Source organism: Streptomyces sp. NPDC111802 (genome assembly GCF_055634335.1).
In genome coordinates, this window is record NZ_JBVKCZ010000024.1 from 39,235 (window position 1) to 66,185 (window position 26,951).

A 26,951-nucleotide genomic window follows, 5' to 3' on the forward strand; every position below is an offset into this window, starting at 1 on the left:
GGCCGCTGGAGGAAGCGCCTGGCCCTGCTGATGACTCCGGTCCTGGTCGCCGCGCTCGCATACGTCCTGTGGCCGCGCCCCGAGCCGGTCCGCGTCACGGCGTACTTCCCGCGCACGGTCGGTATCTATCCGGGCTCGGACGTCCGCGTGCTGGGAGTCCGTATCGGCGAGGTCAAGGAGATCAGGCCGGAGGGCGGCCGGGTGCGCGTGGAGCTGGAGTACGACGCCGGCCGCAAGGTCCCGGCGGACGCACAGGCGGCCATCATCAACTCCTCGGTGGTCAGCGACCGTTACGTACAGCTGCTGCCGGTGTACCGGGGCGACGGCCCGGTACTGCGGACCGGGGACGAGATCCCCGAGTCGCGCACGGCCGTACCCGTCGAACTGGACCGTGTCTTCGACAGCCTGCACACCACGGCCGAGGCACTCGGCCCCGAGGGCGCCAACAAGGACGGCTCCCTTTCCCGACTGCTGGGCGTGAGCGCGGACAACCTGGACGGCCAGGGCAAGAACCTCAACCGGACGGTCGAGGACCTCTCTGAGGCGGTAACGACCCTCTCCGACGGCCGCACGGACCTGTTCGGCACGGTCCGCAACCTCCAGGTCTTCACGGCGGCGCTGGCGTCGGACGACAAGAGCGTGCGGTCGTTCAACAGCAGTCTCGCGAAGGTCGCCGAACAACTGGCGGCCGAGCGCAAGGACTTGGCGGCCGCACTGAAGAACCTGGGAACGGCGCTCGGCGATGTCTCCGCCTTCGTGAAGAAGAACAAGAAGTCGCTGACCTCGAACGTGGAGGGTCTCAGCAAGGTGACCAAGGTGCTCGTCACCCAACGGGCGGCGCTGGAGGAGCTGTTGGAGGTGGCCCCGACCGGCATGTCGAACCTCAACAACGCCTACAACCCGTCGGCCGGCACCCTCGACACCCGCAACAACCCCAACCAGCCGCAGGACCCGGCGTCACTGCTGTGCTCGATCCTCAAGACGACCGGGGAGAAGACCGACTGCCGGGACCTGACGGAACTGTTCGACTCCCTGCCGAAGCTGCCCCAGGGCGGCGCGGCGGTCACGGGCACGGTCGACCGGACCCTCGGCGGAATCCTGGGGGCGAGCGCATGAGCGTACTGCGCAGGAGCGGGGCACTCGCCTGGGCGGCCGTCGGCTCCATGGTGCTGTCGGGCTGCGAGTTCAACGGCTGGTACGACGTCCAGCTGCCCGGCGGCGCGGCGGCGGACGGGAACGCGTACCACGTCACCGTCCAGTTCCGTGACGTACTGGACCTGGTGCCGCAGTCGGCGGTGAAGGTCAACAACGTGACCGTGGGCGCGGTCGAGAAGGTGGAGCTGGACGGCTGGCACGCGCGCGTACGGCTGCGAGTCACCGACTCGGTGAAGCTGCCGGCGAACGCGATCGCCGAGCTACGTCAGACCAGCATGCTCGGCGAGAAGTACGTGGCGCTGTCGAAGCCGGTGGGGACAGCCCCGGCCGGTCGTCTCGCCGACGGCGATGTGATCCCCCTGTCCCGCAGCGGACGCAACCCGGAGATCGAGGAGGTGCTGTCGGCACTGTCGGCCCTGCTCAACGGTGGTGGGGTGGCCCAGCTGAAGACGATCACTGTCGAGCTCAACAAGGCGCTGGAGGGCCGGGAGAACCGGGTCAAGTCGCTGCTGAAGGAGCTGAATGTGTTCCTGGGCGGCCTGGACAAGCAGAAGGAGGACATCGTCCGGGCGCTGAAGGCCGTGGACCGGCTGGCCAAGCGGCTCGGCAAGGAGAAGGAGACGATCGCCGAGGCGGTGGAGGAAATGCCACCGGCTCTCAAGGTCCTGGCCGACCAGCGTCGTGACCTGACGCGGATGCTGACGGCGCTGTCGAAACTGGGCCGGACAGGCACCACGGTGGTCAACACCTCGCACGAAGACACGGTCGCCAACCTCAAGCACCTTCGCCCGATCCTGCAACAGCTCAACAAGGCGGGCGACGACCTGCCCAACTCCCTGGAGCTGCTGACGACTTACCCCTTCCCGCGCAACGTGGTGGACGCGATCAAGGGGGACTACGTCAACCTGCACATCACGGCGGACCTGGACCTGGCGGGGATCTACGGCAACTTGAGGGAGGAGCCGGGCGGGGACGGCCGGGGCGGCGACGGGGACACGCAGGGCCCCGAGCTGCCCGAGATCCCCGAGAGCCCTGAGATCCCTGAGTTGCCGGACGTACCGAATCTCCCGAAGGTGCCGAGCGTGCCGTCGCCGTCGCCTTCGGCCCCGCCCGGGGGCGGCGGTGGCGTGCTGTGCCCACCGGTGTGCACGGCCGGATACGGGGCTGAGGGCGACTGGCCCGAAGGGATCAACCTCGAACTCGCCGAGCTGATGCTGAAGGGGGTGCAGCCGTGATCACACGCACGGTCAAGGCCCAGCTGCTCGCCTTCGCCACCATCACCGCCGTAGGGGTGTCGTACGTGGGCGCCGAGTACACGGGCTTGGTGGACGAGATCCTGGACCGCGGCTACACGGTCCGGGCGGACTTCGCCGAGTCCGGGGGCATCTTCCCCGGCGCCGAGGTGACGTACCGCGGGGTGCCGGTGGGGAGAGTGGGCGCGCTGAACCTGACGGGCGCTGATGGCGTTTCGGTGGTTCTGGACATCGAGGACGGGGCACCGCGCATCCCGGCGGACACGCTGGCGGTGGTGGCGAACCGTTCGGCGGTGGGCGAGCAGTACGTAGACCTGCAACCGCACACGTCCCACGGCCCGTATCTGCTCGACGGCAGCACGATCCCGCGAGCGAGCACACGCGTGCCGCTGCCGACGACGGACCTGGTCCTCAGCCTGGACCGCCTGGTGAACTCGGTCGGCAAGGAGGATCTCCGGGTAACGGTCGACGAGTTGGGCAAGGCGTTCGCGGGAACCGGCCCGAACCTGAGCCGCCTGGTGGACTCGGGGAACGAGCTGGTGGAGTCGGCGTCGGACGCGCTGCCGGAGACGATCGCGTTGATCGAGGACTCGAGGAAGGTCCTCAAGACGCAAGCGGACCAGGGCTCGTCGATCAAGTCATTCGCGAGCGATCTTGCAGCCCTCACGGCCCAGTTGAAGGCGAGCGACGGTGACCTGCGCAAGCTGATCGGCAATGCTCGGCCGGCGGCGCAGGAGGTGAACTTGCTGCTGAAGTCGGTGAGGCCTGAACTGTCGGTCCTACTGGCCAACCTGATCAGCGGCGGCCAGGTGCCCCTGGCCCGCCTGCCCGGCGTGGAACAGGCACTGGTCACCTTCCCGGTGATGGTGGCGGGCAGCAACACGGTCGTCCCCGGCGACGGCACGACCCACTTCGGCCTGGTGGTGAACGCCGACGACCCGCCCTCCTGCACCCAGGGCTACGACACGACGCGCCGCGACCCGGCGGACACGAGCACCCGCGAGGCGAACACGGAGGCCCGCTGCACGCTGCCGCGGGGCAGCGAGTCGTCGGTACGGGGGGCGCAGAACGCGCCGTACGTCACCCCGTACGACCCGGAGACCGGCACCACCACCGGCCCGGACGGAAGGAACGTCGAGATCGGCTCGACGGGCGGCCAACGGGCCGTGTTCGGAAAGGAGTCGTGGCAATGGCTGCTGGCCGGCCCGATGGCATGAGGACGAGGACGATGATGAGCTCAAGGGCAATAACGGCGGGACTAATCCTGTCGACGACCCTGACCACCGCACTCACGATCTGGCTGACACTCGGCCTCCTCGCACAACGCGAGTCGGACCAACGCCGCCAGGACATCCTGGCCGCGGCCCGCCAGTCAGCCCTGAACTTCACCTCGCTCGAGTACCGCCACTACGACCGCGACAGCGCGAACGTACTGGCAGGCGCGACCGGCGACTTCAAGAAGCAGTTCGCGGCACAGACGAAGCAGCTGACGGAACTGGTGGCGGAGAACAAGTCGATCTCGGAGGGCCAGGTCCTGGAGGCAGGCATCGTCCGCTCGGACGAGGACTCGGCCCGTGTCCTGGTGGTGGCCGACAGCAAGGTGACCAATACGGCGGTGCCGCAAGGGGAGGCGCGCACGTATCGCCTGCAGCTGGATCTGGTGGACCGGGGCGGCCGCTGGCTGACGTCGGATGTCGAGTTCGTCGGCTGACAAGCACGATTGAGGAGTACGACCATGCCGAAGACCCTGACGGCAGCGGCCCGCGCGGCAGCCAAGCGCGCGGAACGCAGCCACCGTGAACCGGACCCGGCAACCACGGTCGCGGGACGCACCGTGCTCATCGAAGCCCCGAAGAACGGCTGGGAGGACCCACCGGAGCCGTCACCGGAGGAGTCCAAGGAAGACACACAGCAAGAGCGGAGCACGCGCCCCCGCCGAAACCTGCTGACAGCACTGCTCGGCGCCCTGCTGGTGGCGGGCCTGGTTGCGGCGGCCGCGGTGGGGTGGCAGTACTGGGACGCCCGACGAACGGAGACGGCCCGCACCGATGCCCTCGCGGCCGCCCGCAAGGCGGCCCCGACCATCCTGTCGTACGACTACCGCCACCTCGACCGAGACTTCACCCGCGCCCGCACCCACCTGACCGGCGACTTCCAAGACGAATACGCCAAGACCACGAAGACGGTGGTCACCCCAACGGCCAAGAAATACCGGGGCGTGGTGAAGGCAACAATCGCCACCCCGGCCTCCGCCGACTCCCCGTCAGCCTCCGTCGTCTCGGCCTCGCCGGACGAGGTCGTGGTGCTGCTGTTCGTCAATCAGGTCACTGAGAGCACGCAGGTTTCGGGGGCGCGGGTGGACTTGAACCGGGTGCGGATGACGATGACGCTCACGGACAGCGGCTGGAAGGTGAGCGCGGTGGACGCGCTCTGACGCCCAAGGCAACGGCTTTGCTGCCGAGAAGAACAGCGGCACCCACAAGGGCGGCCTCGCAGCGCGATGCATGATCTCAGACGCTCCCGCGGCGGCCCCGCAGCCGGGCCGCCGGACCTGCCAGCCCCGGACTGGCACATGCACCTTACGGCCCGGTCAGGCGTCCCTGCTCACCTTGCGAACCGCCCTCACCCTGCGGTCGAACTCCCGATTGAGTAGCGGCATCAGCACACTGCCGAACCGCGCCAGCACCCGCGTGCCCGTATCCGGGCAGATCACAAAGCGAGGCCGGTCGATTCCCGCCACGATCGCCGCCGCGACCTTCTCCGGTGGGATCGGCTTGATCGTCCCGCCGACCGCCCGCGTCTCGTCCGGCTTCCACCGGTTCTCCTCGGCCAGCTGCAGGGTGTCCACGTCAGGCGGGAAAGCGACACCGACATGCACCCCGCTTGGCGTGAGCTCGGCCCGCATCGACTCCATCAGCCCCCGAACGGCGAACTTGGCCGGTCCGTACGCGCTGTAGCCGAAGATCCCGAGCAGCCCGGCGGCGGACGACACCGCCACCACGCTCCCCCGCCCGCGCTCCACCATGCCGGGAACCACGGCCCGCAACGCGTGGAGCGTCCCGAAGTAGTCGACCTCGATCATCTGCCGGAAGACCTCGTCCGAGAGTTCCAGGAAGTGCCCGGGCGGGCGAGCCCGGCCGAGGTGATCAGGACGTCGCAGGACTGTCCCTGCTCATCCTCCAGCCCAGCGATAGCGCGCGTCTTGGCCGCAAGCCCGATGCCGCTCGCCCCCCGGTGACGATCGCGTGCGCCGAGCCGAGGTCAACGGGCTGTGGGTTCCTCATTGCCATCCTCAGGAGAGTTACGCCGGTCGCGAGGGATTGAGCGAAACTGCCTGCCCCTTTTGTATCTGATACTCGTGCAGGGCCTCGAAGAGGGCGGTTGACGTGGATGGCGAGTTCACAGCAAGGAACCTGAAGAGGAAAGGCCCACTCGCGGATCGTCACACCGGCATGCCGAGAAGGTCCGCTCGATGTGCTCAGGCTGTCGGCCGGATCGGCTAGCTTGTTGCGGAGCCGCTGCGACAGCTTCCGCCCGGCGGACCCGACCGAAGGACAGACGTGCAGACCACGCCGCTCAGCCCCGAAGATCCGGCACAGATCGGCGGCTTCGAGCTGTTGGGCCGGATCGGCCAGGGCGGCATGGGACAGGTGTACCTGGGCGAGTCTCCAGGCGGTGAGCCGGCCGCGGTCAAGATCATCAAGCCGTCCGTCGTCGATTCGACCGCCCGACTGCGCTTCGCGCAGGAGATCGAGATCCTGAAGACGGTCTGGGGCGCACGGATCGCGCAGCTCCTCGACGCGGATGCAGAGGCGGAACAGCCCTGGCTGGCCACGGAGTACGTGGAGGGTCCGGACCTCGGCAAACATGTGGTGACGCACGGCCCGTTGCCCGCGCTCCTCGTCCTGTCGCTCGGCGCCACTCTCGCCGAGGGCCTGAGTTATGTGCACAAGCAGGGGCTTCTGCACCGGGATCTGAAGCCCGCGAACATCCTGCTCGGCCCGAACGGACCCAAGATCATCGACTTCGGTCTCGCGGTCTTCGCCGAGTCGAGCGCCTCCCTCACCGCAGCCAACACGGTCGTAGGCACCCCGTCCTGTATGCCGCCCGAGCAGGCCAATGGTGTGAAGCCTCTGACCAGCGCCGTCGATGTGTACGCACTCGGTACGGTTCTGCTGTTCGCCGCGACGGGCCACCTGCCGTACCACGCGAACAACATCCACGTGTTGTTCCACATGGTGACCGATCCGGCGACCGCCCCCGATCTGACGGGGGCGCCACCCGAGCTGGTCCCCCTCCTGACGGCCATGCTGTCCCACCACGCTCAGGACCGGCCCACGATCACCGAGGTCGTCCAGCAGTGCCGAGGCCTGGTCGAGGCGCAAGGGTTGAAGCTCGCCCAGGCACGCCGGCGTCTCACCACCTACACGGCCGCGCCGCCCCAGGACTTCCCGACGCTACTGTCGGCGCCGGTGTCGGAAAGCGCGGCCCTTCCTGCTCCCGTCCCTGCCGTATCTGATCCGGCAACCACGCAGCTCCATGACGCACCGCCGACCGTCCCCGGGGTCGCGGAGGAACCCGCTCCGCATACCCAGCCGACCAGGCATCCGACCGCGCCACAGCAGGCAGCGCAGGCCGAGCCGCCCGCTCAACCGGCGCCTACGGCCCCGGTGCCTCAGAACGCAAAGGATCGGCAGAGCGCTCAGAACGCACAGGACATGCCACGGCAGCCCCGCTCCACCGGTCGGCCCCCAGCTCGTTCCCTGCGCCATTCCGCCCAGGCCCGCCGCACCGCCCAGCAGCTGCGCGAGGCCTACGCGGCGCGCGCCGCGTTCTGAGCCACATCCCGCGCACCGGTCCGGGAGCCTCCCCCGGCACCCCCGCACCGCGCACCATTGACCTGCGGGTCTGCCCCGGTGAGGGTGGTTCACGCGCTTTGCCGCCCATACGGCACAGTGGAGCGGTACAACAGCGTGAGCGGCAGGCCTGCCCGAGCCGGGCGGCGACCGCGACAACAGCACAGCACGACGGACACGGGAGGCAGCGGGTGACCGCCCAGCAGAGCAGCACCGCACCGGTCGGCCCTCGCCCCGACGGGGAGGACCAGTTTCCGGCAGGCGCGCAGGTCTTCGTGCGCGACGAGGTGTGGCTCGTGCGGAACTCCGTGCGCACCGAGCACGACGGCGCGAAGGTCGACGTCGTGGGCGTGTCCGACTTCGTACGGGATCAGGAGGCCGTGTTCTTCACCGGCCTGGACACGATCGAGCTGATCGACCCCCGCCGTACGAAGCTGGTCCGGGACGAGTCGTCGAACTTCCGCCGCTCCCGTCTCTTCCTGGAGGCGGTCCTGCGCAAGACCGCGCTGCCGCAGTCCGAGCGCCGGCTGGCCCTCGCCGACTCGTTCCTCCTCGACTCCCTCCCTTACCAGCGTCGCCCCGCCGAGCTCGCCCTGTCGGGCCGCAACCTGCGCCCGCGGCTGCTGATCGCCGACGTGGTCGGTCTGGGCAAGACCCTGGAGATCGGTCTGACGCTGGCCGAGCTGATCCGGCGGGGGCGTGGCGAGCGGATCCTGGTGGTCACCCCGCAGCACGTCCTGGAGCAGTTCCAGCACGAGCTGTGGACCCGGTTCGCGATCCCTCTCGTACGGCTGGACTCGGTCGGCATCGAGCGGATCCAGCGGGAGATCCCGGCGGGCCGGAACCCGTTCACGTACTTCAAGCGGGTCATCGTCTCGATCGACACCCTGAAGAACACCGACCAGTACAAGCACCACCTGGAGCGCATCAACTGGGACGCGGTCGTCATCGACGAGTCGCACAACCTGATCAACCGCGGCTCCCTGCGCAACCAGCTCGCGCAGATCCTCGCCCCGCGCACGGACGCCCTGATCCTGGCCTCCGCGACCCCGCACAACGGTGACGCGAAGTCGTTCGCGGAGCTGATCGGCCTCCTCGACCCGGCGGCGATCCGCGACCCGGAGCACTACCGCGCCGAGGACATCGAGCACCTCTTCATCCGCCGTACGAAGATCAGCCCCGAGGTCCGCGAGCAGATGAAGGGCCAGTGGGCGGACCGGGGCCCCTCCCAGTCGGTACGGTGCGCGGCCACGCCCGCCGAGGAGAAGATCTTCGAGGAGCTGGCGGCCGTGTGGCTTCCCGGCGAGAACGGCACGTCGGTGAGCGGCGTTCCCCTCTTCCCGTACACGCTGCTGAAGTCGTTCCTGTCCTCGCACGCCGCGCTGAAGGCGACGGTCGCCGCGCGCATCAAGACGCTGGAGAAGAAGGACGACCCGACGGCGACCCGCGCCGAGCTCGACGCGCTGCGCACGCTCCAGGAGCTGGTGGCGCCGCTGACGGAGGCGGACTCGGCGAAGTTCGCGGCGCTGGTCGAGCAGCTCAGGGCGATCGGTGTCGGCCCGAAGTCGGACGCGCGGGTGGTGGTCTTCTCCGAGCGGGTGCAGACCCTGGAGTGGCTGCGCACGGTGCTCCCGGCGGCGCTCGGTTTCCGGGGCCGGGCGGCCGGGGAGTCGACGCGGGTGATGCACGGCGGCCTGTCGGACGAGCAGCAGATGCAGTGCGTGGAGGACTTCGGTCTGGCGGACGCGCCCGTACGCATCCTGCTGACCGGCGATGTGGCGTCCGAGGGCGTCAACCTGCACCGCCAGTGCCACCAGCTGATCCACTACGACGTGCCGTGGTCACTGATCCGCATCGAGCAGCGCAACGGCCGTATCGACCGGTACGGGCAGGCGCACCAGCCGCAGTTCCGCGCGCTGATCCTCACCAGTGAGGTGGAGGGAGCGAAGGACGACACAGTGGTGGCGGAGCGGCTGCTGGACCGGGAGGACCAGGCGCACCGGGCGCTGGGCACGGCGGAAGCGGTGACAGGCCTGTACCGGGCGGAGGCCGAGGAGAAGTCCCTCATCCAGGATCTGCTGCGCGGCCGTACGGTGGACGAGTCGCTGGACACGCGCCGCGCGGAGGCCGAGGCGGACGCGGCCATGGACGACTTCCTGGCGGACTTCTTCGGTTCGGTGGGTGACGCCGAACCGGGCGTGGGGGACGGCGATCAGCAGGAGGCCCAGGGAAGCGGTGCCGACGCGGCGGCACCGGGCGGCGCAGGGACAGGAGCGGGCAACGCAGCGGTGCCGCGCCTGTTCACGTCGACCGCCGAGTTCCTCGACGAGGCGCTGCGCGAGGTCTTCCCCGACGCGACCACCAGCCTGGACCTGCACCGCGACACCGAGTCGGGCCTGATGTCCTTCCGCCCGCCCACCGACCTGGTGCACCGTCTCAAGGCGCTCCCGCTGGACTACGTACGCGAACAGCGCCTGCGTGAAAGGCTGTTGGTGACCTTCAACCGCCGGCTCGCCGAGCACTCCCTGAAGCGGGCCCGCGAGTCGTCCACGTCCAGCTGGCCGGAGATCTCCCTGCTCACGGATCTGCATCCGGTGGTGGAGTGGCTGACGGACAAGGTCCTGGTACGCCTGGGCCGCCAGGAGGCCTTGATCATCACAGCGGACGTGCCCGAGCCCACGTACCTCGTCCAAGGCGTCTACTCCAACGCGTTGGGCCGTCCGACCGTAGTCAAGTGGATGGGCGTGACACGGGGCGGCACGGTCGAGGACGACATGGTCGGGCTGCTGCGCCGCTCCGGGGTCGGACCGACCATGGCCAACCCGATGCGCCACAGCGAACCGGCGACCGCACTGGAGGCCGGCATCCCCGACGCCCTGGCCGCCGCCGAACGCTTCCTCGACCGGCACCGTGACGCCTGGGACGAGCCGCTGCGCAAGCCGATCGACGACTACAAGGCACGCCTGGGCGACTGGGAGCAGCCCACCCTCGCCGGGGAGCGGACGAAGAAGTCGCTCGCCTCGCTCGCGGACTCACTGCTGACCACCGGCCGCCCCCTGATGCGGGTCCTCGCCGTCCTGGTCCCCGACCCGGAAGCGCCGACGCGTCCGCCGTCCACGGCCTGAGCCTGCGCCGCCCACCCACGGACCGGCCCGCGCCCCCGCCAGACCTCCCGACCTGTGATTCCCTGAGAAGAGACCGGACATGACGTACGACTCCCTGGTCAACCGAGGAGACTACTTCTCGGCGCACTACCTCGCCGAAGTCCTGCCCAAGGACCTCAAGTCGGGCCTGCTGGCCACCTGGAAGCAGCGCGAGGACGAGGCGAGGGCGGAGGCCGAGCGGGCGGCCACGGCGGGAGCCGACGGAACGTCCGAAGCGGCGCCGGGGGAACCGGCCGCCGACGCCCTGCCCGTCACCCCGCGCGCGGGCCTGCGTGAGCTGCGCCGCCGCTACTTCCGGGCCCGTTCCTCCTTCGCGCTTCCCGAGGACGAGGACGGCACGGCCGCCGCCCAGGACACCGAGGACGACTCGGCGACGTACGACTCCCCCGCCTGGTGCGAGCGGGTCCGCACCCTGAACGCGGACGTGCTGCGCGCACTCGGCTACGACGCCAAGCCGCGCACGATGACGGTCACGCGAGCCGACCAGCCGTACGAGGTGCGGGTGGCCCACGCCGAGAAGGGCCTGGTCGCGGTCGACTGCGGCTGGGCCGCCGAACCGGACGCCGCCCTCGACCCGGAGGGCCCCGGCCGCCTCCTGGAGCCGGTGGCACTGGACGGCCGCAACACCGTACCGACGGGCTCGAAGCTCGCCTCGTTCCTCTTCGCCTGCGAGGACGCCCCCCGCTACGTGCTGCTGCTGGTCGGCGGCGTCGTCGTCCTCGCGGACCGGATGGTGTGGGGCGAGGGACGCTACCTCGCGGTCTCCCTGGACGCGGCCCTGCAACGCAACGACACCAAGGCGGGCGGCGAACTCGACACGATCGCCGCCCTGTTCGGCGCGGACTCGCTGCGCACGCCGGAGGAGGGCGGCGAGAACCCCCTCGCGGAACTCGTCGACAAGTCCACCAAGCACGCGGTGGGTGTCTCCAGCGAGCTGCGGGACGGCCTGCGGCTGAGCGTCGAGCTGATCGCGAGCGAGGTCCTGGACCGGCTGCGCGACCAGGGCGTACGCCCCGAGGACATCGGCGAACTGCCCGACCTCGGCAAGCAGTTGACCCGCGAGTCGCTCCGCTACCTCTACCGCATCCTGTTCCTGCTCTACGCGGAGGCCCGCCCCGAGCTGGGCATCCTGCCCGCCGACTATCCCGAGTACCAGCAGGGCTACGGCCTCGGCCGCCTCGGCGAACTGATCGCCGAACGCGACCTCGTCGACGAGAAGTCCCGTCAGGGCACATACCTGTACGAGTCCCTGGACCTGCTCTTCCGCAAGGTGCAGGAGGGCTACCGTTCCCGCCGGACGCACGGCCGCCCCTCGGCCTCGGAGGAGGGCGGCGTCGAGGCGGACGACAAGGCCAGCGAGGACGTGGGCCTGCGTTTCGAGCCGCTGCACTCCAAGCTGTTCGAGCCGGAGTCGATCCGACTGATCGGCCTGGGCGCGATCCCGCACCCCCACGACGACGCCGACGAGGACGACGCCGAGGCCGGTTATGAGTCCGGCCTTGAAGGCTCAAGCCGCCTCCTGGACACCCGGCTGCGGAACGCCACCCTCTACAAGGTGCTACGCCTGCTGATGATCACCCGCGGCAAGAAGGGCGAACGCGGCGGCTTCATCTCATACGCCCAGCTCGGCATCAACCAGCTCGGGGCCGTGTACGAAGGCCTGATGTCGTACAGCGGCTTCATCGCGGCCGACAACGAGGATCTGTACGAGGTCGCGAAGGGCGGCGATCCGAAGGACGGTTCCTGGCTGATCCCGAAGTCGAAGATCGACGACTATCCGAGCAACGTGTTCGTGTACCGCCGCGACGAGGAGACCGGCGAGGACGTCCGCGTCACCTACACTCCCGGCTCGTTCGTCTACCGCCTCTCCGGCCGCGACCGCCAGACCTCCGCCTCGTACTACACCCCCGAGTCCCTCACCAAGGTCACGGTCCAACTGGCCCTCCAGCACCGCCTGGACCAGGACGGCACGACGACCGAGGCACGCGAGCTGCTCGACTGGAAGATCTGCGAGCCGGCGCTCGGCTCGGGCGCGTTCCTCAACGAGGCCATCAACCAGGTAGCGGCGGAGTACCTGCGCCGCCGCCAGGAGGAGCTGGGCACGCCGATCGACACGGAGAAGTACGCGATCGAGCTCCAGAAGGCCAAGGCGTACGTCGCCCTGCACAACTCCTACGGCGTCGACCTCAACGAGACGGCGGTTGAGCTGGCGGAGGTGTCCCTGTGGCTCAACACCATGCACCCCGGCATGGAGGCCCCTTGGTTCGGCCTGCACCTGCGGCGCGGCAACTCGCTGATCGGCGGCCGGCGTGAGGTGTACCCGGCGGAGAAGCTGAAGAAGGCGGCCTGGCTGGGGACGACGCCGGAACGCTTCCCCCTGACGGAGGCGGCGAACGGCCTCCCGGTGACGGTGACCGAGCGCACGACCCGAAGCGGCTCGGTACAGCGGGTCACCGAGAACGCCGTCCACCACTTCCTCCTCCCGGCGAAGGAGTGGGGCGCGGTGGCGGCCGAGAAGGAAGCGAAGGCGCTCGCCCCGGAGGCGGCACGGACGCTGGGCAACTGGCGCAAGATGATCACCCGCACGCCAACCGCCAAGCAGTCGGAACGACTTCAGGCCCTGGCCCGCCGGGTCGAGTTCCTGTGGGAACTGGTCGTACGACGCCTGGAGATCTCCGAGCGGGACATCTCGCGCCGGATCGACGTCTGGGGCGCGGAGGACGGCTGGCTGCGGTCACCGGAGGTGGCGGTACAGCGGGACAAGGTCGTCGCCGACCTGACGGCACCGGACACTCCGTACTGGCGCCTGAAGACACTGATGGACGCGTGGTGCGCGCTGTGGTTCTGGCCTGTGCAGGAGGCTGGGCTGCTGGACGGTACGGCGGCGGTGTACCAGCGGGGGGCGGATGAACTCCCGTCGGGCGCCGTGGCGGAGGGGCTGCGGGCGGCGGACGAGTCCGGCGTGCTGATGTCCTGGGAGACGGAGGATCTGTTCGGCGAGATCACGGGGGGCGGCGAGCTGACGGCGGCTTCGGTGGAGCGCCGGCGGACGGGGCGCCGCAAGGAGGCCATCGGGGGTGCGCGCAAGCGGGCGATGGTCCCGCTGGCGGGGCTGGACGACTGGCTGGAGTTCGCAGAGGCGCTGATCGGCACGGAGGATGTGCCAGCCGACTCGCTGGTGGCGGAGTTCGGGTCGCTGGCGGAGCTGGAGCCTTATGAGGATGCGCTGCCGGACCTGATGGGGATGGAGCATTTCCAGCAGCTGGAGTTGCGGTTCCCTTGGGCTTCGGTGGCGGGGGATGTGGCGCGGGCCCAGGGCTTCTTCCATTGGGAGTTGGACTTTGCGCAGGTGTTTGCACGGGGTGGGTACGACTTGCAGGTGGGGAATCCGCCTTGGGTGCAGCCGCGCTGGAAAGAGAATCTCGTTTTGGCTGAACTGGATCCTTGGTTCGCCCTCTCTGAAAAACCGAGTACCTCGGAGTGGAACCTCCGGAAGGAAGAGGCAATTACCGCAGGGGTGCAATCTGCGAATTTCTTCCTGGAAGAGTTGACGGCGAACTCCGCAGTGGCCGCACTAATGGCTAGCGCAACTACATACCCACTACTGGTTGGCACACAGCCAGATTTGTACAGAGCCTTCATGTGCCGGACTTGGCTAAACATGACCGCCCCTGGAATGGCAGGCTTGATTCACCCGGACACACATTTTTCCGGAATCAAAGAGGGCAAGCTAAGAGCAGCAACATACCAACACCTACGCATCCACGCACACTTTGCCAATCGCAGAAAGGTGTTCGCCGAGATTCACGACATGGTGGAGTTCGGCGTTCACGTCTACGGCACACCTCAAGAAATCAAATTCACTCAGGCGGCATGGCTAAATTCCCCCGACACCCTAATGGGATCACTCCATCATGACGGAAAAGGAGAGATTCCAGGAATTAAGAATTCCGGAACCTGGGATCTACGCCCACACAGAGAGCGCCTTGTCGAGGTCGACGCCACTAGGCTATCCCTATGGAATCTTCTCCTAGGCGCAACGGGGACATCAACTAGCCAGACACCTCTCCTATACCCTGTAACTTCAACGGAGGAGGGCGCGGTTGCTGCGCTCTCCAAAAACACTTCACGCCTGTCACAATTCAGCCCCTACATCAGCGCTGGATACCACGAAGCGGGAGCTAAGAAGTCCGGCCTGATCCGGTGGGAAACCACAACACCATCCGACCTGTCCGAGGTAATCCTCCAGGGCCCACATCTATCAATCGCTAATCCATTCTCCAAGCAACCGAACAACCCATGCCGACACAACCAAGACTACTCATCATGGGACCTCACTCGCATCCCACCAGAATTGATCCCGGCAACCAACTACGTAAGAGACTGCAGCCTCGCAACATATATTGAGGCACAGGACAAATGGGAGATGCGGCCCTACACAGAGAATTTTCGCCTGGCCTGGCGAATCATGATTCCACTCTCCAACGAAAGGAGTCTATTCCCTGCGATAATCCCACCAGGCCCTGCCCACATTCACGGAATCCATTCTCTAGGATTTGCAAATAAATCTCTTACGGTACTGAATGCCGGCTTCTGGAGCAGTCTGCCTATCGACTACGTATTGCGCATTACAGGACGCGCCAACCTGATGGTTGGTGAAGCTCTTAAAATGCCTGCTCCGGTCTCCGACCATCCCCTGGCTCCTCCCCTCATTCTTCGCACCCTCCGCCTGAACTCCCTGACCAACGCCTACGCGCCCCTCTGGGGAGAGCTGTTCCACCCCACCTGGCCTGGTTACGAAGACTGGGCTTACGACAACTGGCCGAACCTGAAGCCGCTGTCCGGATGCCTCAGTCCCACCTGGGAGTACGACACCCCGCTCCGGACGGAGTACGAACGCCGCGCTGCCCTCGTAGAGTTGGACGCCCTCGTCTCCGTGTGGCTCGGTATCACTGCCGATCAGCTCATCGCCATCTACAAGTCGCGTTACCCCGTGCTATCCGACTACGAGGCAGAGATGTACTTCGATGCAAAGGGCCGGAAGATCTCGCGCAACCACAACACCTACGGTTACGGCCAGAACAAGGAGACCTACCCGGCCCTCCTCGCGCACCTCGAAAGTCCCGACACCACCCCGCCCCCCGAGGGATACGAGTCCCCTTTCTACAAGGCGGATCGTGAATCCGAGATGCGGGGTGCTCACGCTCACTTCCAGGCGCGGCTGGATGCCGAGATCGCTGCCGGTCGGTGGACTCCGCCCGAGCCAGTGGCTGGCGGGCGTGAGACGCCGGTGGATGGCTGACCGTCAGCGGCGCGTGTCCGACCGCCACACCTGTCGTACCCATCCTGCCCCACGCCTCCCGATAGGTTCCGTCCATGCCAGGACAGTTGCTTGAACTGCACGTGGAGAACTTTCGGAGTCTGCGGGACGTCACCATCCCGTTAGGTCCTCTGACAGTCCTCGTCGGTGCGAACGGTGTCGGTAAGTCGAATGTCCTCAAAGTCTTCGATCTGCTCGCCGACATCATCCGTACCGACCTCGAACCTGCCCTGGAAAGCCGAGGCGGGTTCGATGAGGTCGCGTTCTGGGGCGGACCCAAGCCGCCGACGACCCTCCGTATTCGGCTCAAGGCAATCTGGACCACGCACTCCAGTCCCAACGCCCCCGACGAATACGACCTCAAGGTCCGGCGCTACTCGGCGCCCAGCAATAAGGACAACGGCCGATACCGACTCACCCGCAGCGAGAGCTTTCAATTCAAGCGGACGCGGGGGCGAGGACGCCGCATCACCGTGTCGGGCGAGCGCGCCACCGTGGTCGACACCCGGCCGAGCAGTGGTCTTGAGGACAGCAGTGAGTTCGGCATCCAGCGACTCAGCAGCGGTCTGTCCACCCTTCCCCGCCTGGCCAGCGCGGAAGGCCGCACCGAGGTTGCGCGAGTGGCGCACCAACTTTCCTCGCTCCGGGTATTCGATGTGAACGTGGACGCGGCGCGTCAGCCGTCCCGGGTCAACTACGACGTCCTGTCGTCCAACGCGGACAACCTGGCCGCTTTCCTGTACGTCCTCCACATGGGCGACCACACTGGCGACGAAGATCTCTGGGACCGGCTGGTGGACGACGCACGTTCCGTGCTCCCGCAGTTGCTGGACATCGAGTTCGTCCATGTCGGAGGCGGGGCCGACCAGATCGCCGTCTTTCTGCGCGAACGCGGTCTGCGGCACCCCACTCCCCTTGCCGACGCCAGCTACGGGACAGTCCGCCTCCTCGGCCTCCTCGCCCTGCTCTACGACCCCTCGCCTCCCGCCCTCACGTGCATCGAAGAGATCGACCACGGACTTCATCCGCAGGCTCTGCGACTGATCGTGGAGCGGCTGCGTGAGGCCAGCGCACTCACTCAGTTCATTGTCGCCACCCATTCCCCCGCACTCACGGATCGCCTACTGCCCGAGGAAATCGTGATCTGCGAGCGGGACGACGACGGTGCTTCCCTCATCCCCGCCATCACCACAGACGACGTACGCGCGATCGTCGAGGAGAGCGGAGACCTGCCGCTCGGCGAGCTGTGGTTCTCCGGCGTCCTTGGGGGCGACCTCACCGGGGACGAGCTGTGACGGCCAGGAACAGAGGGCCGCAGGAGCGCGGTGTCATCGTGCTCGCCGGCGAGGACTCCAACGACTGCCGAATCGTCGCCGAGATCATCAAGCAGCACCACCCGGACCTCAGCAACGCCCGGCTCGTCGAGATCAGCGACAAGACCCGGCTCAAGACGGCCACAGGTCCCGAACTCGCCGCCCGCATCCGCACGATCATTGGCAAGGCGAAGGGCCGTGCTCTCCGGGCGAAGGGCCCTCTGGTCGGCCTGGTGATCCACGAGGACCTGGATGGCTACACGGACGCCGCGTACACCCGTATCCGCGCGAACGTCGCCGGAGCCCTCTCCCGTGAGAGTCCCTGCAACTCGGCGTTGGCGCTTGCCGCTTGGGAGTCGGAAGCCTGGCTCTTACTCTTCCCGGACGCCTTCCCGGCCGTCCGACCCAACTGGAAGGTTCCCGCGCAACTGCAAGGCCGCGACACCGGAACAATCAAGAGCCCCAAGGAAGAACTCAAGCGCAGGCTCGGTTCCCCGGCCTTCCGGGAGAGTGAGGGGCCCAAGATCGCCGAACAGGCCCGGTCGCTAGGCCTACTGGCCTCGGGTCCGACCGGCACCAACCGCTCCTACAAGGACTTCGCCCACGAACTTGGCCAGTGGTCCGCAGCCTCCGTCCCAAGTCCTCGCTGTAGGTAACCCGTTCACTTTTGTGCCCTGTGGCTCAGCCGATCTGGTGGACCGCGTGCCCGACGAACATCGCCCAAGCGTCCGGGCCCACAGCCAGTCCCGGACGGGCAGTGTCCTTGGAGTCCCGCACATGGATCGTGTGAGGACAGGTGGCAACCTCTACGCACTCCCCGCCAGCTCCACTGCTGTAGCTGCTCTTGATCCAAACGAGATCAGGTACAGCATGTTCAGGCATCGCGAAGGTCATGTCGCTCCAAGAAGCTTCTTTACAAAGGCCAGGGAATCGTGTGGAGTCAGCCCCTGTGCTCGCAGGATGCCGTACTGCTCCTCGAACTCGCGAACTGCACCTCGTTCCGTATGCAGGCGGCTGTCCTGGTGTGCTTCCACGTATGCGATCCTGCGCCCTTCCCTCGTTTCAATCAAGGTGAACGGTCCGCCAAGCGCCGCGTGTGACTCGCGGCACGTCGGCATCACTTGGATCTCCACGTTCCTCGACTGACCAACCAAGAGAAGCTGCTCCAATTGTCCCTGCATCACAGAGGGGCCTCCGAGAGGCCGACTGAGCAAGGTCTCCTCAAGGACGAAGCTAATCGTGGGCATCGGCCTCCGGAAGAGGATCTCCTGCCGGGCGAGGCGAGCGGCAACCCGTTGCTCGATGGTGTCCTCGTCCAACAAGGGACGCCACATCCCAAACACTGCCCGCGCGTACTCCTTCGTCTGCAACAAGCCCGGTACCGCCTGATTCGCGTACACGTGGAGTTCGACCGCCTCCGCCTCCAACCGAGCCGCATCCCGGAAGAACGCCGGAAACTGCGCCCTCGCAACCTCCTCCTTCATCTCCTGCAAGACCCCGCCCGCGTCCAGCAGTTCGTCCGCAACATCGATGAACCGAGGCGGCGGCACCCGCCTCCCCTGTTCGAACGCCGCGATCGTGGATGCCGAGTACCCCGTCCGCGACCCGAACTCAGCGCGTTCCAGCCCCGCCCGAAGCCGGAACCGCTTCAGCTGCCGCCCGAACACCCGAAGGATGCTCGAGCCCGGCTCGGGCGCCCCCGAAGCCTCCGTCTCGCCGTCCGAGCCCATGCCCGCAGCCCCGGTTCCGTCCGGCTCCCGTGCCAGTTCACTCACCCGCCCGCTCACCTCCACCGCCCCTACCGACCCACGTCCACGCTAAAAAGCACACGGTCACCACACCGCCGAACCTCGAAAGTTCACCCGCACAAGTGCTCGCTGCCGGTACCGGCTCAGGCGGCCGAGTAGACCGGTTCGGCCTTGTGGCGGCCATGGCGTTCCCTGCAATCCCGGCAGAGGGCGCGCGGGTCATGCGAGCGGAACGCGCGTTCGCAGCCGTCGCAGGTGACCAGCGGTACCAGTGACGGTGGAGACGTCACCGTCGCCGTACCAGGAGGCCCCGCCGGCAACGGCGGTGGAAGAAGCGTGGCCAGGCGGTATTCGAGGAGGCTCGCCGGGTGGCGGATGGGGACGGTCTCGGACGGGAGGCCCGCGGTGAGCGTGCGGGTGATCTGATCCGGCGTCGCGGAACGAGCGAGCCAGGCCTCGACAGCGGGCGTGAGCCGCGCAACGTCCCGTTCGGACAGCAACAGCCGGGCGTCAGCGACACGCAGACGCGCGAGCAGGTCGGCCGCCGATCCGGTGGGCACCGTAACGGGTTCGGGGGCAGCACGCCTCGTACGTACGGAAGCCGACGGCGAGTCAGGCCGCGAGCCCTCCGCCAGGCCCTGACCAGCCACCGCCCCCGGAGCAGGTCGAGCCTCGGGCTCATCCCCTGCCGCAGGGGACGGGACAGGGGCGGCAGCCTCCAAACCGCTGTCCCGCACCGAGGCTCGTACGAACGCCCCCGGGTGATCGAGAAAGAACGTACGCGTGGCGATACGGCCACCCCCGAGCGGCACCCGGCGGCGGACGAGATACCCGGCTGTCTCCAGTTCCCGCAGCGCCCTGCCGATCGTCACCTCGCCCTCCCGGAAGCGCAGGGTCAACGCCTTGATGGTGACCGAGGCGCCATCGGGGAGGGACTGGATGTGGACGCCGATGCCGATCGCCGTGGCGGAGAGGCGGGGGTGCTGGGCGAGGTGGTTGCCGACAACCGTGTAGCGCTCGGTGTGACGGTGCCGTACGTGGAGGACTCCGGCGCGGGGTGCGTCCGGCGGGAGTTCCGGAGGCGCGGGCAACGAGTGCTCGGGCGTCGGGTACGCGGGCAGGGCCGCGTTAGACTGCGGATCAGCCATTGGGAAGCTCGTATCTTCCTGGTTGGTCAGGCCCTCGCCGGGATTGCCGTCCTGCCGGGGGCCGTTCTCTGTCTGTGGTTGTGTGCGGCGACCGTACCCCACCCGGGCGACCGGCCGACGCTCCCATCACTCGAACGAGTGGCGCCCCAACTCGCGGACGTCCAGGCCGGGTTTGGTGGGGTTGGTAGTTTCCCCGAAGGCTTTAAAGAACATCGCGCCCACCCGAGTCACGGCATCCCGCGCCCCGGTGCCGAGCTGGGCAAACAGGCGGTCACCGGGCCCTCTGTGCCCCATTGCCCCGCAAGCGGTCCCGGGTTGTGGGCGACTCTGGCCAAGACGGTGTGTGAACCGACTCCCAGCCGCAGCGGCGAGGTGTCGGGGCCCATCGCAATCGAGGGTGCAGGTGGGGCCGAATCCGTCGGCCTCCAGCAGCGACCGGCCCGCCGCAGGCGCATTTGTGCCGACGTCTCAGCCCTTCTCGTCCCGTTCCTCGTCGTCCCCGCGCCGACGGAGCACTCGCTCGGCGATCCCGCCGGAGAGGTTGCCCGTCACCGATCTGGCTCGGCCGAGGGTCTCGTTACCGAGGCGCCTGGCGGCATTGACGCCCTCTGCTCCCGCCTCGAGCACCTTGTCCCTCGTCTCCGCGGCCGCCTCCCCCCATCGTCTCGCGTCCAATGACTGTCGACCGCGCTCGATCCCGAGCCGCCCGTGGAAGTCAACGACGGCGATCGCGACGTGGTTGCCCGAATTCACCACAGCTGGGGACGCGGTCGGGTGCAACAGCACCTTCGCGTTGGCCATGCCGACAGCCGCATCCACGCGGGCCATCAGACGTTCGGTGCTCCGTGAGATGAGTTCCATCCGGTTCTGCCGGGCAGCCCGAAGTGCGAGGCGATGCCGGTCCAGCTCATCCGGAGACACATCGAGCACGCGGTCGAGTTCGAGCACGGCGATCGCGTCGTGCAGTTGGAAGCAACGAGCCAGAACGGCGAGCCACTCCCGAACTGTGAACTCCGCGTCCTTGGACGCCTTGGCGAGATCGCCGATCTTGGTCTTGCTCTCCATCTTCTCGGCGAGCGCGTCGAGTTGACGCAACACATAGGCCTGGGTTCGCGCGATCGTCATCGACGTGGCCTGCACCTTCGACCACGTGACCTCGGAAACCCGACCCACATGCTCTCGGACGGTCATGGCCTCCTCGATGACGAAGCCCGCTCCGATCATGTCCGCCAACACCGCGTCCTTCTGGGCGCGGAGCACGTCGTCGACCTTCTCGTCGATCGCGGCGAGATAGTCGGTGATCTCGTCCATGGTCTGCTGCATCGCAAGCTGCGCCATAAGCCCCGCTGCACCGGCCAGACGCGCCGGATTGGTCAGAAACCACCCGGGCGTCCTCTCCAATTCGAGTAGTCCCTTGATCTTGCCGTTCTTGGTCAACACGGCACGGCTGACACCCGCATGCGAACCCTTCATCAGCCCGTACTTCTCAGCAGCTTGCGCGGACTGCTCAGACAACTTCACCCAGCGACCCGACTTGGCTGCAATATCGGAACCTGTCTGCGCGGCTCCAGCCGCGGCATTGAGGATGGATCCGAGCCTTGGCAGTCCGAGGTCCTTCGACGGCAGTCCTTCGGAGACGAGGAAGCGTTCGACAGCCGTCGGACTTCCGATGACCGCCAGGCCATCGCCGTCACTGATCAGCTGAATGTCGTCATCCATCGTCGGCTCCTGAAGACTCTTCGCAGTCGAGGGCGTGGGCGGTGGCCGCGGGGGTGGCCGGGCAGGGGTCGGGGTCTTCCGACGATGGAAGTTCTCACGCTGCCCATCTCGGAGACCTCAAGGTGCCTGACGCTACCTCCGCCTGTCCGGACCTGACGACGTTTCGACACTTCGATGAGCTCGGCTTGGAGGCGACCGGGCGGCGTGTGGGGCCGGGTCGGGCGGTTAGACCGCCACCGTCGCGTGTTGCATCCGCCCGCGCCTTGCGATCAGGACATCCCGGAGGGCTGCCCGCCTCCCCCAGCACCCCGGCTCGGCTCGCTCCGGAGCCAACGCCAGGCGCTGCCGGTAGTCGATCAGCTACTGTACGGACACGTTCGATTCATGGGCGGCATGTACGTATGCGGAGGGGCACATCTTGGTCGGCAGCGCTCCCGTGCCGGAGCCGGAACAGTCGTCACCGGACGCCACGTCCACCGTGTCCTCGACACCGCGGAACGACGAACCGCTCGTCGAGCTGACCGACACCGGATTGAGCGCCGGCATCGAAGCGGAGGACCTCGGTCCGAGCCACCGGGCGCCGTTCGACCCGGAGCTGATCGACGTCTATCCGCGCGCGACGACCATCGACCTGATGCTTCAGCGCCTCAAACGAGGGCTCATCGATCTGCAACCCGACTTTCAGCGGCGCTCCGGCATCTGGAACGAGACGGCCCAGAGCAGACTGATCGAGTCCCTTCTCCTGCGCATCGCGCTGCCCACGATCTACGTGGCGGAGGAGGCCGACGACTCCTGGACCGTTGTGGACGGGGTGCAGCGGCTCACCACCATCGTCCGGTTCGTCAAGCCTGAGGCCGCCGGGCTGGAACCGCTAGTCCTGAGGAACCTGGAGTACCTCGACTACGACGGCAAGACGTTCGAGGACCTGCCGGGGCGCATGCAGACCCGCATCCTGGAGACCGAACTGTCCTTGTTGCTCATCCGGAAGGGCACGCCCGAAGAGGCCCGGTTCAACATCTTCACGCGGATCAACACCGGAGGGCTGCCCCTCTCCCAGCAGGAGCTTCGGCACGCGCTCATTCCCGGTCAGGCGCGGGATCTACTGGCCCGGCTGGCCGAGAGCCCCTTCTTCCTCAACGCGACCGCGGGCAGCGTCTCCCCCAGCCGCATGGCGGAACGTGAACTGTGCCTGCGTTTCCTGGCGTTCTGGATGACTCCGCCAGGGCGGTACGTCACCCAGGACTTCGACGGTTTCCTGCGGGCGGCGATGCACCACATCAACCAGCTGACTCCCGCGGAGCTGCAGGACCTGGAAGCCCGTTTCTACCTCGCCATGGTCGACAGCGAACGGGTCTTCCGTGACCAGGCGTTCCGCAAGCAGTTCGACACATCGGTACGCCGTCATCCGATCAACAAGGCACTTTTCGAGGTACAGGCCGTGACCCTGGCCCGGTGCACACCAGACGAAACCAAGGTGCTGTTCGAGCGCGCGGACACCGTCGCCGAGAAGTTCCAGAAGCTGATGGACGACCCTGACTTCTACGACGCCATCTCCTCCGGCACCGGCGACGCTAACAAAGTCAACTACCGCTTCCAGTCCATGAAGGACCTGTTCCGCGAGGTGTTGGAGTCCACGGATGCTTGAGTCGCTCACTCTCACCAACTTCAAGGCGTTTGCCCACCAGGAACTGCGTCTGGCCCCTTTCACCCTGCTGACCGGACTCAACTCCTCCGGCAAGAGTTCCGTGCTCCAGTCCCTGGCTCTGCTGCGGCAGTCGTACGAGTCCGGTGACCTCGCCCCGGTCGGCGGCGGCGAGGGCGGACTGCTGCTCAACGAGGAGTTGGTGCAGCTCGGCATCGGGCAGGACGTACGGCACGAGTCGTACGACGAGACCGGTCCGCACATCACCCTCGCGGTACGGGGCGACGGTCACACCATGCAGTGGAGCGCCGTCTACGAGCGCGAGGCAGACCACCTCAAGCTGCTGCCCGACGAGGACAGGGGTCGCTGCGAACCGAGCCAGTACCTGCCGACCCTGTTCGGACCCGGCTTCCAGTACCTGAAGGCCGACCGCGTCTCACCCCAGGTCAGCTACCCGCGCTCGCACCACGCCGTGACCACGCGCGGCTTCCTCGGCGCGCATGGTGAGCACACCGTGAACTACCTGCGCGCTCACCAGGACGATCCCGTCGAGGCGTCGGCGCTCCTCGTCCCAGACGCGGCGTCCGTCACGCTGCTCGGTCAGACGGAAGCCTGGATGCAGAAGCTCTGCCCCGGGGTGAGTCTGGAGGCGGCCGGGATTGACGGCACCGACACGGTCCGGCTCAGCTACCGCTTCGGCTCGGGTGTCTCCCAGTCCAACCGGTACCGCCCCACCAACGTCGGGTTCGGGCTCACGTACGTCCTGCCGATCGTCGTGGCCTGCCTGTCGGCCAAGCCGGGGACGCTGATCCTGCTGGAGAACCCGGAGGCGCACCTGCACCCGCAGGGCCAGACCTGGATGGCGTACCTGGCAAGCGCGGCGGCGGCGAGCGGGGCGCAGATCGTGATGGAGACGCACAGCGACCACGTACTCAACGGGCTGCGGCTCCGCGTGAAGCAGGGACTGCTGAGCACCGACGCGACCGCCGTGCACTACTTCCGTCGCAAGGACCAGACCTCGGAGGTCGTCAACCCGACCATCGGGGCGGACGGACGGCTCTCCGAATGGCCCGAGGGCTTCTTCGACGAGTGGGAGAACTCCCTCGACCAACTGCTCGACTGAGCAGGCACACCGAGTCAACGACGCGCCCCGGGGGGTCGGGGCCATCGGCGCGGAACAAGAATGGGGTGGGGCGTGCCGCTGCTTGTGTTTCTCAACGAACGGTCCTGTGCGACGAAGTGCGGGCCCGACGAGGTCGCTTCGGGCATGCGCACCTTCGTGGACGTGCTCCGGGAGTTACGGCGCTGGCGTGACATCAGCCTCGCCACGCAGAGCCCACTCGACCAGGCGGAACTCGCCGACGGGTATTACTACGCGCAGTGGCGCAACGACGCCCGCAACAGGGACGAACACCGCTTCATCCAGCGGATGCGCGACCGCTGCACGACTTTCACGGCCGCCCTCCACGACGCTGCGGCGCCCGACCGGGACGACATCTGGCACCGGCACAACGGTGTCGACGTACACGGGCTCGGCGCGGCCCGGATGGCGGACGGACTCGCCGTGAGCCTGCCGCTCGCCCCGGACTGGGACACGGCCTGGCTGGAACTTCGCATCGAGGAACTGTCGGAGGACCCCGAGACCGGGGAGACCGTCGCCGACGAGTACCCGGAGACGATTCGGCATGCCTCCCAGAAGGCGCACCTCGGCGAACACGAGGAATGGGGGCGTCTGGAGGGACTGGACCGCGTATCCAGTGGTGCTGAACTCTGGGCGGGACACGCGGACTTCTTCCCCAACCTCCAGTTCCTCGACCGAGTGCAGGACGATCTGGAGAACCTCGACCCGAGGTGGTTCAAAGGCGCGCGCCAGTTGCTGCGCCAGCTTCAGGCGAGCGCGGCAGCCTGGGACCCGGTCACCTCCCCCACCGGCCCGCACTGGGAAGCCCCGAACATCAGACCGGAGCACGAGAACGCCCGCAGGAACCGGTTCTGGGAGGACAAAGACGGCGAGAGCCGTTGCTTCGAGCTCCACGGGAACCTCAACCGCGGCGCCGGCCGCATCTACTTCCGGCTCGTACACGACGAGAAAGCCATCCGTATCGCCCACATCGGGCGCCACCTCTGAACAGACCCTTCGGCTCGCATCCACCAACAAAGGCGCAGGTGAAATGACTGATTCCACCGCCGACCCCGCAGAGGCGCAGTCCCGCGCGCGCTACCTCCTGGACGGACGGCGGGTAACCCTCGCCGACCTGCTCAGTGCCGGGCTACTCGAAGAGGACCAGGAACTGTGGTTCCAACGGCCCCGGATGGGCGAGACACACAAGGCCACGGTCACGTCCCGGGGATGGATCCGTCTCGCAGACGGAGAGGAACTCCGCTCGCCTTCCAAGGCGGCCACGGTCGCTGTCGGATACGGGACGTTCGACGGGTGGGAAGCATGGCAGGTGGACGACGGCAGATATCTCACGCAGCTACGCCAGGAGCTGCTGGACCGTGCCGCCGAGGAGGTCGATCCCACGGAACCGGAAGAGCAGCAAACGGCGGTGACGCCCAGCGAGCGACACGTCCGGCTGAAGAAGGCCCGCGAATCGGCCGAGGCTGGAAATCCGGTGTCCCTCTCGGTTCACGAGCTACTGGCCTGGTGGGGCGCGACGGGCCGAGGTCTCGTCAACGACCAGATCGAGGCCGAGCTCGCAAACCACAGCCTGATCACCTCCCCCGAATTCGACAAGGTGCCCCTGACCACGACCATCCAACTGGTCAAGGCCGCGGAAGAAGACCCCGAGGACGTCCCCCTCACCGGATCTCCGCTGACGGCGGCGGCGTCGGCCGGAGCATCCGAAGACCTGGAGTCGCGTGAGACAGGGCTCACCGTCGGCACACTGCCGTCCGCCCTCGGCGGGGTCATCAGCGTCAAGCCGACGGCCACCTTCGAGGAGGTCATCACGCTGATGGTGCTCCACGACTTCTCCCAGCTGCCTGTCCTCGCCGGGCCGCACAACCTGCGGGGATCCGTCTCGTGGAAGTCCATAGCCCGTGCCCGGCACGCCGACCCAGGCGTCCATCTCTCCCAGGCCATCGTGGACGCACGGGACGTCCGCTACGACCACGACCTGATCGATGTTCTTCCCACACTGGCCGAGCACGACTTCGTACTCGTCAGGGACCAGCGCAACGCCGTCGCCGGCATCGTCACCGCCGCCGACGTAGCCCAGGCCTACGGTGATCTGGCCGGACACTTCCTCCTGATCGGAGAGATGGACCGCAGGCTGCGCCAGGTCATCGCGGGGGCCTTCACCCTGCCCGAGATCACGAAACTCTGTGACCCGGAGTGCGAACGCATCACCTCCTTCGGCGACATGACGGTCGGCGACTACCAACGCGTACTGGAGAACCCTGGGCTGTGGGAGCGGCTCGGATGGCCGCTCGACCGCAAAGTGTTCATCGCACGGCTTGAGGAGATCCGCAGGATCCGCAACAACGTCATGCACTTCAACAGCAGCGATCCCCTCCCGAAGGCTGACGTGGACAAGATCCGCAACCTCAACAAGTTGCTGAGGGAGTACGGGGAGTAGATCCACAAAATCGCTGGCACACACCGCCGCGTACACAAAACACACGGTCACC

At 67.3% G+C, this 26,951-nt stretch carries 19 protein-coding genes; 14 read left to right on the top strand and 5 right to left on the bottom strand.

What is annotated here, in order from left to right:
• The first annotated feature begins 30 nt into the window (after positions 1-30).
• From ACZ7NC_RS25595 to ACZ7NC_RS25615, 5 genes are read left to right on the top strand one after another with little or no spacing between them, the layout of a single operon-like run.
• On the top strand, positions 31-1,116 hold the full coding sequence (locus ACZ7NC_RS25595; RefSeq protein ID WP_471491709.1) for an MCE family protein: 1,086 nt from the start codon (positions 31-33) through the stop codon (positions 1,114-1,116).
• Positions 1,113-2,390 carry an MCE family protein gene (locus ACZ7NC_RS25600; RefSeq protein ID WP_471491559.1) on the top strand — a complete coding sequence of 426 codons (1,278 nt, stop codon included), beginning with the start codon at positions 1,113-1,115 and terminating at the stop codon, positions 2,388-2,390. Before ACZ7NC_RS25595 ends, ACZ7NC_RS25600 begins: the two co-directional genes overlap by 4 nt.
• Positions 2,387-3,625: an MCE family protein gene (locus ACZ7NC_RS25605; protein ID WP_471491561.1), complete on the top strand. Its 1,239-nt coding sequence runs from the start codon at positions 2,387-2,389 to the stop codon at positions 3,623-3,625. Before ACZ7NC_RS25600 ends, ACZ7NC_RS25605 begins: the two co-directional genes overlap by 4 nt.
• A 14-nt stretch (positions 3,626-3,639) precedes the next feature.
• On the top strand, positions 3,640-4,119 hold the full coding sequence (locus tag ACZ7NC_RS25610; protein ID WP_471491562.1) for a hypothetical protein: 480 nt from the start codon (positions 3,640-3,642) through the stop codon (positions 4,117-4,119).
• A gap of 24 nt (positions 4,120-4,143) precedes the next feature.
• Positions 4,144-4,842: a hypothetical protein gene (locus ACZ7NC_RS25615; RefSeq protein WP_471491564.1), complete on the top strand. Its 699-nt coding sequence runs from the start codon at positions 4,144-4,146 to the stop codon at positions 4,840-4,842.
• A gap of 156 nt (positions 4,843-4,998) precedes the next feature.
• Here ACZ7NC_RS25615 and ACZ7NC_RS25620 read toward each other — a convergent pair whose 3' ends face one another.
• Positions 4,999-5,568: an SDR family NAD(P)-dependent oxidoreductase gene (locus ACZ7NC_RS25620; RefSeq protein WP_471491711.1), complete on the bottom strand. Its 570-nt coding sequence runs from the start codon at positions 5,566-5,568 to the stop codon at positions 4,999-5,001.
• Positions 5,569-5,968: 400 nt separating this feature from the next.
• Between ACZ7NC_RS25620 and ACZ7NC_RS25625 the strand changes: the two genes are divergently transcribed.
• The 5 genes from ACZ7NC_RS25625 to ACZ7NC_RS25645 all read left to right on the top strand — a co-directional run bounded on the left by ACZ7NC_RS25625 (position 5,969) and on the right by ACZ7NC_RS25645 (position 17,717).
• Positions 5,969-7,246 (top strand): serine/threonine-protein kinase, encoded by a 1,278-nt coding sequence (locus tag ACZ7NC_RS25625; RefSeq protein ID WP_471491565.1) that lies wholly within the window; start codon positions 5,969-5,971, stop codon positions 7,244-7,246.
• Between the two features lie 209 nt (positions 7,247-7,455).
• A complete protein-coding gene (locus ACZ7NC_RS25630; protein ID WP_471491567.1) occupies positions 7,456-10,389 on the top strand; it encodes a helicase-related protein in 2,934 nt (977 codons plus the stop codon).
• 79 nt (positions 10,390-10,468) lie between these two features.
• Positions 10,469-15,730 carry a class I SAM-dependent DNA methyltransferase gene (locus tag ACZ7NC_RS25635; protein WP_471491569.1) on the top strand — a complete coding sequence of 1,754 codons (5,262 nt, stop codon included), beginning with the start codon at positions 10,469-10,471 and terminating at the stop codon, positions 15,728-15,730.
• A 74-nt stretch (positions 15,731-15,804) separates the two neighbouring features.
• Entirely contained in the window at positions 15,805-17,043 is a 1,239-nt protein-coding gene (locus tag ACZ7NC_RS25640) for an AAA family ATPase (protein WP_471491570.1), read from the top strand.
• Positions 17,040-17,717: a hypothetical protein gene (locus tag ACZ7NC_RS25645; protein ID WP_471491572.1), complete on the top strand. Its 678-nt coding sequence runs from the start codon at positions 17,040-17,042 to the stop codon at positions 17,715-17,717. The genes ACZ7NC_RS25640 and ACZ7NC_RS25645 overlap by 4 nt, the downstream gene beginning before the upstream one ends.
• A gap of 25 nt (positions 17,718-17,742) precedes the next feature.
• Here ACZ7NC_RS25645 and ACZ7NC_RS25650 read toward each other — a convergent pair whose 3' ends face one another.
• The 4 genes from ACZ7NC_RS25650 to ACZ7NC_RS25665 form a co-directional block, all read right to left on the bottom strand.
• On the bottom strand, positions 17,743-17,955 hold the full coding sequence (locus ACZ7NC_RS25650) for a DUF397 domain-containing protein (RefSeq protein ID WP_471491573.1): 213 nt from the start codon (positions 17,953-17,955) through the stop codon (positions 17,743-17,745).
• Positions 17,952-18,791 carry a helix-turn-helix domain-containing protein gene (locus ACZ7NC_RS25655; protein WP_471491713.1) on the bottom strand — a complete coding sequence of 280 codons (840 nt, stop codon included), beginning with the start codon at positions 18,789-18,791 and terminating at the stop codon, positions 17,952-17,954. Before ACZ7NC_RS25655 ends, ACZ7NC_RS25650 begins: the two co-directional genes overlap by 4 nt.
• A gap of 161 nt (positions 18,792-18,952) precedes the next feature.
• The gene (locus ACZ7NC_RS25660) at positions 18,953-19,957 is read right to left on the bottom strand and encodes a hypothetical protein (protein ID WP_471491574.1); all 1,005 of its coding nucleotides are present in this window, start codon (positions 19,955-19,957) and stop codon (positions 18,953-18,955) included.
• Positions 19,958-20,425: 468 nt separating this feature from the next.
• The gene (locus ACZ7NC_RS25665; protein ID WP_471491576.1) at positions 20,426-21,676 is read right to left on the bottom strand and encodes a hypothetical protein; all 1,251 of its coding nucleotides are present in this window, start codon (positions 21,674-21,676) and stop codon (positions 20,426-20,428) included.
• 418 nt (positions 21,677-22,094) lie between these two features.
• Between ACZ7NC_RS25665 and ACZ7NC_RS25670 the strand changes: the two genes are divergently transcribed.
• From ACZ7NC_RS25670 to ACZ7NC_RS25685, 4 genes are all read left to right on the top strand, one after another.
• A complete protein-coding gene (locus tag ACZ7NC_RS25670; protein ID WP_471491578.1) occupies positions 22,095-23,321 on the top strand; it encodes a DUF262 domain-containing protein in 1,227 nt (408 codons plus the stop codon).
• Entirely contained in the window at positions 23,314-24,441 is a 1,128-nt protein-coding gene (locus tag ACZ7NC_RS25675) for an AAA family ATPase (RefSeq protein WP_471491580.1), read from the top strand. The genes ACZ7NC_RS25670 and ACZ7NC_RS25675 overlap by 8 nt, the downstream gene beginning before the upstream one ends.
• A 144-nt stretch (positions 24,442-24,585) precedes the next feature.
• Positions 24,586-25,446, top strand: a complete 861-nt coding sequence (locus ACZ7NC_RS25680) for a hypothetical protein (protein WP_471491582.1) — start codon at positions 24,586-24,588, stop codon at positions 25,444-25,446.
• Between the two features lie 43 nt (positions 25,447-25,489).
• Entirely contained in the window at positions 25,490-26,899 is a 1,410-nt protein-coding gene (locus ACZ7NC_RS25685) for a restriction system modified-DNA reader domain-containing protein (protein ID WP_471491584.1), read from the top strand.
• Positions 26,900-26,951: the final 52 nt, after the last annotated feature.